The sequence below is a fragment of the Corallococcus aberystwythensis genome, from assembly GCF_003612165.1.
In the GTDB taxonomy this organism is placed as follows: Bacteria; Myxococcota; Myxococcia; order Myxococcales; family Myxococcaceae; genus Corallococcus; species Corallococcus aberystwythensis.
In genome coordinates this window covers 1-4,499 of the sequence record NZ_RAWK01000448.1, presented here as the reverse complement: position 1 = coordinate 4,499, position 4,499 = coordinate 1, and the positions used below count along the sequence as shown (strand labels likewise).

3 protein-coding genes and 1 pseudogene are annotated in these 4,499 nt (G+C 71.1%); all 4 read right to left on the bottom strand.

Going from position 1 to position 4,499, the window contains the following annotated elements; translation table 11 throughout:
• Positions 1-238: pseudogene (locus tag D7W81_RS40020) on the bottom strand (hypothetical protein); the annotation flags it as partial.
• Positions 235-870 carry an outer membrane beta-barrel domain-containing protein gene (locus D7W81_RS40015; protein ID WP_120560577.1) on the bottom strand — a complete coding sequence of 212 codons (636 nt, stop codon included), beginning with the start codon at positions 868-870 and terminating at the stop codon, positions 235-237. The gene D7W81_RS40015 and the pseudogene D7W81_RS40020, both read right to left, overlap by 4 nt.
• 59 nt (positions 871-929) lie before the next feature.
• Positions 930-3,674 (bottom strand): AgmX/PglI C-terminal domain-containing protein, encoded by a 2,745-nt coding sequence (locus D7W81_RS40010; RefSeq protein WP_120560576.1) that lies wholly within the window; start codon positions 3,672-3,674, stop codon positions 930-932.
• A gap of 39 nt (positions 3,675-3,713) precedes the next feature.
• Positions 3,714-4,121, bottom strand: coding sequence for a hypothetical protein (locus tag D7W81_RS40005; RefSeq protein ID WP_120560578.1), 408 nt, complete (start codon positions 4,119-4,121; stop codon positions 3,714-3,716).
• Positions 4,122-4,499 lie beyond the last annotated feature (378 nt).

Sequence of the window (4,499 nt, the reverse complement as noted above, 5' to 3'; positions counted from 1 at the left end):
TGCCACCCCCGCCCGCCACCGCGAAGGCCTCCGCCTCCACGGACGCGGGCGTGCCGGCGGCGGTGCCCGCGTCCGTGGGGCCGGGGACGCCCGCGTCCGTGGAGGCGGAGGCCTTCGCGGTGGCGGGCGGGGGTGGCATGGGCAGCGTGCCCGCGTCCGGGGCCGCGCGGGCGACCGTCGGGGACACGAGGAGCGCGGCGCTGGTGAGCGCGGCGACGATGAGCGAACGGGACGTCATTCCGTGGCGCCGAAGTTGAAGGCCGTCCCAATCTGCACGGTGGGCACGTTGATGATGCGCGACGCGCCCGCGAAGACGGTGTTGTTGGTCACGTCCAGCCGGAAGGACACGTTCTGGCTGGAGAACACGCGCACGCCCAGGCCCAGGTTGACGGCGGGGCGGAAGCCGTCGCCGCGGTCCACCTTCACCACCGTGCCGCCGGCGAGCAGGAACACCTCGAAGTGGATGACGTTCGTGTTGAGGAAGGACGTCTTGCCGTACAGCGGGCTCCACATGAGGTCGCTGCCCACCATCCACTGCACCTGGTCTTCAAAGGCGGTGGCGGTGGGGGCCGCGTCGAAGTCGCGCTCCAGCTGGCTGCGCAGGCTGGTCTGCACGTTGTAGCTGTACGTGCCGCGACCCACCTGCCACGCGACGCTGTCGCTGAAGTGGTACGTGTAACCGACAGTGCCGATGAGCCCCTTGTAGAAGGCATCCGCGGGCAGCACGCCCACGCCGAGCGAGAGCTCATGGTGCATGCGGTAGAGCCGGTCCTGCACCGCGGAGACGGTGCCGGGGTTCTCGAGTTCCTCGGCCTGGGCGCGAGCGAGGCCGGGCACCAGGCACAGGAGGGAGAGCAGGAGGAATCGCACGGGGACTTTTTCCTGTCAGGAGGCGGGGGACGACGTGAGGGAGGGGGGAGTCCCCCGCGTCAGTAGCCGACCGAGTTGAAGAGGAACGGGTACGTGATGATGACTTGGCCGCCCTTGGGAGCTGGGAACTGCCAGCCCTTCAGGCTGCTGAGGATGCACGCCTCGACGGAGGCGTTGCGGAGGGTGGAGGACTTCGTCTTCGCGGAGGCGACGCGGCCGTTGAGCCCGATGGCCCACTCCAGCACCACCTTGCCGGCGAGCCCGGGGTCCTTGAGCAGTGCGCGTTCATAGCAGCCGTGCACTTCATTCAGGTGGCTGTTGATGACCTTGGCCACGGCCTCGCGGTCCACGGTGCCCTGCGTGGAGGAGATGCTGCGCGCGGTGGCGCGCGTGACGGTGCCGCCCACCGCGCCCTTGCCCACGCCGCCAGCGCCCAGCGCGCCGATGCCGCCGCCGCCCTTGCCGCGCAGGAGCTCCGCGCCCAGCGTGGCGCCGCCGCCCTTGCCGCCGCCACCCAGGCCGAAGGTGCCCAGGCCCGCGTTGGCGATGGGTGCCTTGCCGATGAGACCGGCGAGCTTGTAGTTGGTCTGCTTGACGTTCTTGCTGCCCGGGCCGCTGCCCAGCTTGTCCACGGCGGCCAGCAGGTCGTTGGCGGCGGGGCCCGCGGCCGACAGCTTCGCGAGCGCCTTCAGGGCCTTGCTCTCCGGCGCGGCGGCCACGGCCTTGGGGACCTGGACCTGCTTGACGGGCTTGGGCGGGGCCTTCTCCGCGACGACGGGCTTCTCCTTGACGGGCTCCTTCTTCTTGATCGCCTCGAGCTTCTTCTTGGCCTCTTCCTTCTTCTTGGGCTCGGGAGCGATGAGGCGCAGCGCGACGGGCGGCAGGTTCTTCTGGGTGAAGTCCGCGGTCGCGGGGCCCTGCGGCCGGGTGGCGATGAACCAGCCCAGGCCACCGCCGAAGATGGCGAGGAAGAAGAGGGTCAGCCAGGGCAGGCCCTTGAGCGGGTTGACGAAGATGCGCTCGGGGGCGGGCGCCGCGTAGGCGACGAGCGACATCCTGCCCTGGGTGAGGCGGGCGGCGGCGCCGTCGCGCAGGGTGACGAAGCGGCGGCTGCCGTCGGACTCGAGGGCGGCGGTGGTGACGGGGGCGAAGCGGCCGTCGCCGTTGGCCTTCTCCACGTCGGTGCCGGGGGGCACGAAGAGGCGGTAGTTGCCGTTGACGGATTCGGCGAGCGTGAAGGCGTCACCTTCCGGGAGGGAGAAGCCCCACAGCGGCATGGGGGCCTGCTCCTCCAGGGCGGCCTTCACGGGCTTCTTCGCGTCCGGGGTGAAGCGGCGCGCGTCGCGGCGCACGGCGCCCCAGTACAGCTCCAGGTAGAGCTGGGCCGCGCCCTTGCCCGGGCCGATCTTCGGCGCGTGCGTGGGGCGGGTGGCCGGGGCCGCGTCGAGGACGAGGGGACCGGAAGCGGGCGCGGCGACGTCGGTGTCCACGTCCGCGAGCAGGTCGTCCACGGTGAGGAGGCTGGGCATGGCCTCCGAGGGAGGACGGCGCCGCGCGGAGGGCATGGTGCCCGCGGGAACGCCGGGCGCCGGGGTGCGCTTCGCTGCCGCGGGCTGCGCGTGAGCACCGTGCGCTCCCTGAGCGCCATGCTGCGCGGCCTGCGCGCCATGGTGTGCATGAGCGGCCTGCGCGCCATGTTGCGCGTGAGCACCCTGCTGCGCGAAGGCGGCCTGTTGGGCCTGTTGCTGCGCGTAGGCAGCCTGTTGCTGAGCCTGCGCCGCGTGCTGAGCCTGCTGCTGAGCGTGTGCGGCCTGCTGGGCCTGCGCGGCGTGCTGAGCCTGCTGCTGCGCGTAAGCGGCCTGCTGTTGAGCGTGCGCGGCTTGCTGGGCCTGCGCGGCGTGCTGAGCCTGCTGCTGCGCGTACGCGGCCTGCTGGGCCTGCGCGGCTTGCTGGGCCTGCGCCGCGTGCTGAGCCTGTTGCTGGGCGTAAGCGGCCTGCTGCTGCGCATGCGCGGCCTGCTGGGCCTGCGACGCGTGCTGGGCCTGCGCGGCGTGCTGAGCCTGCTGCTGCGCGTAGGCGGCCTGCTGCTGAGCATTCGCGGCCTGCTGAGCCTGCGACGCGTGCTGGGCCTGCTGTTGAGCGTAGGCAGCCTGCTGCTGAGCGTGCTGAGCCTGCGCGGCTTGTTGCGCCTGCTGCTTTGCGTACGCGGCCTGCTGCGCCTGTTGCTGTGCAAGCGCGGCCTGCTGTGCCTGCTGCTGCGCAAGAGCGGCCTGCTGTGCCTGCTGCTGGGCGTATGCGGCCTGCTGCGCCTGCTGCTGTGCGTAGGCAGCCTGCTGCGCGTGCGCGGCCTGAGCACCGTTTTGCGGCGCGAAGCCATTCGCGGGCGGCGCGAAGCCGTTCCCGGCGTGCGGGGGCGCGGCGGGCGGAGCCCCAGCACCTCCGAGGAGCGCGGCGACCTCGGGCGGCGGCTGCGGCTTGGACTCGACGGGACGCTGGTTGAGGATCCGCGTCTTCAGGACGAACGGACCGCAGAGCACCTCGTCCACGGAGCGGATCTCACAGGCGGTGACCTGGTGCCCGTTGACGAAGACGCCGCTGGTGCCGCCGCCCGCGTCCTGGATCGCGGTGCGGCCGTTCTGGAAGTACAGCAACGCATGGCGCGGCGACACGGACGCATCGTCCAGCCGCAGATCCGACGACGCATCGGATCCGAGCGCGTAGGTGCCGGGGACGAAGACCTCCGTCCCGACTAGGAGGCCGTCGCGGAGGATGACGACTTGCAAGACGCTGGGCTGGCCGCTCAACGGTGACGCTCCCTTCGAAGGGTGATGGGCGGTACGGCCCTACTGGTCGTAGACGGTGGCGAGCGTCTCGGAGCGGAAGCTGTCGCGCTCGCGAAGCATCGACCGCGTCTTCAATTCCTTGCGGTCATACAGGTACACGGCGCCGGACTTGTTCGTCTGGCCCTGGATGAGCCGGTCGTCGAAGTCGATGCGCGACGGGCCACGCTGCGGCGGCGCGGACGACGCCGCGGCCGAGGCATCCCCGGTCACGGGATCCGTGACGGCCGTGCTCGATTTCGTCTCGATGCGCGGCGGCGCCTTGTTCGCGCCCTTCTTGGCCTTGGTCGCCTTCGCGGCCTTCGTCCGGGGTGCGCGTGCACGTCCCTGGGCCCAGGCATCGTTCGCGGTGGAGAGGGGACCGAAGCCGAGCACGCTGGCGACGGCACAGAAGAGAAGGAAACGTCGCATCATCAACAGGTTAAGCGATGCGAGCCCCGACCTGTCAACGCACACTCCAGCCCCATGGCGTGACCTGTGCCGATCAGGTGTGGGGGGCAGTCCACCTCACCTGGGGCGGGCTCTCCACGCCCTGTCCTGCTTCGTGCCGGTAGGCTGGAAACGTCGCGTGGGGTTCCCTCCGTGCAGTGCCTCCCCAGCATGCGAGCAGACGTGGTGCGAAGTCATCGTGACACGGTGGGCGGATGGAGGATGCTCGCGCGCGGGAGGCTCGCACACGCGTGAAGGGTGTCACTCGCAAGTGGAAGTGGATCGCGGTCGGGCTCGGAATCGGAGTCCTCGTGGGGCTCCTGGCCTTCGCCCTCAAGCCCCGGAGCGCCCCCGTACCCC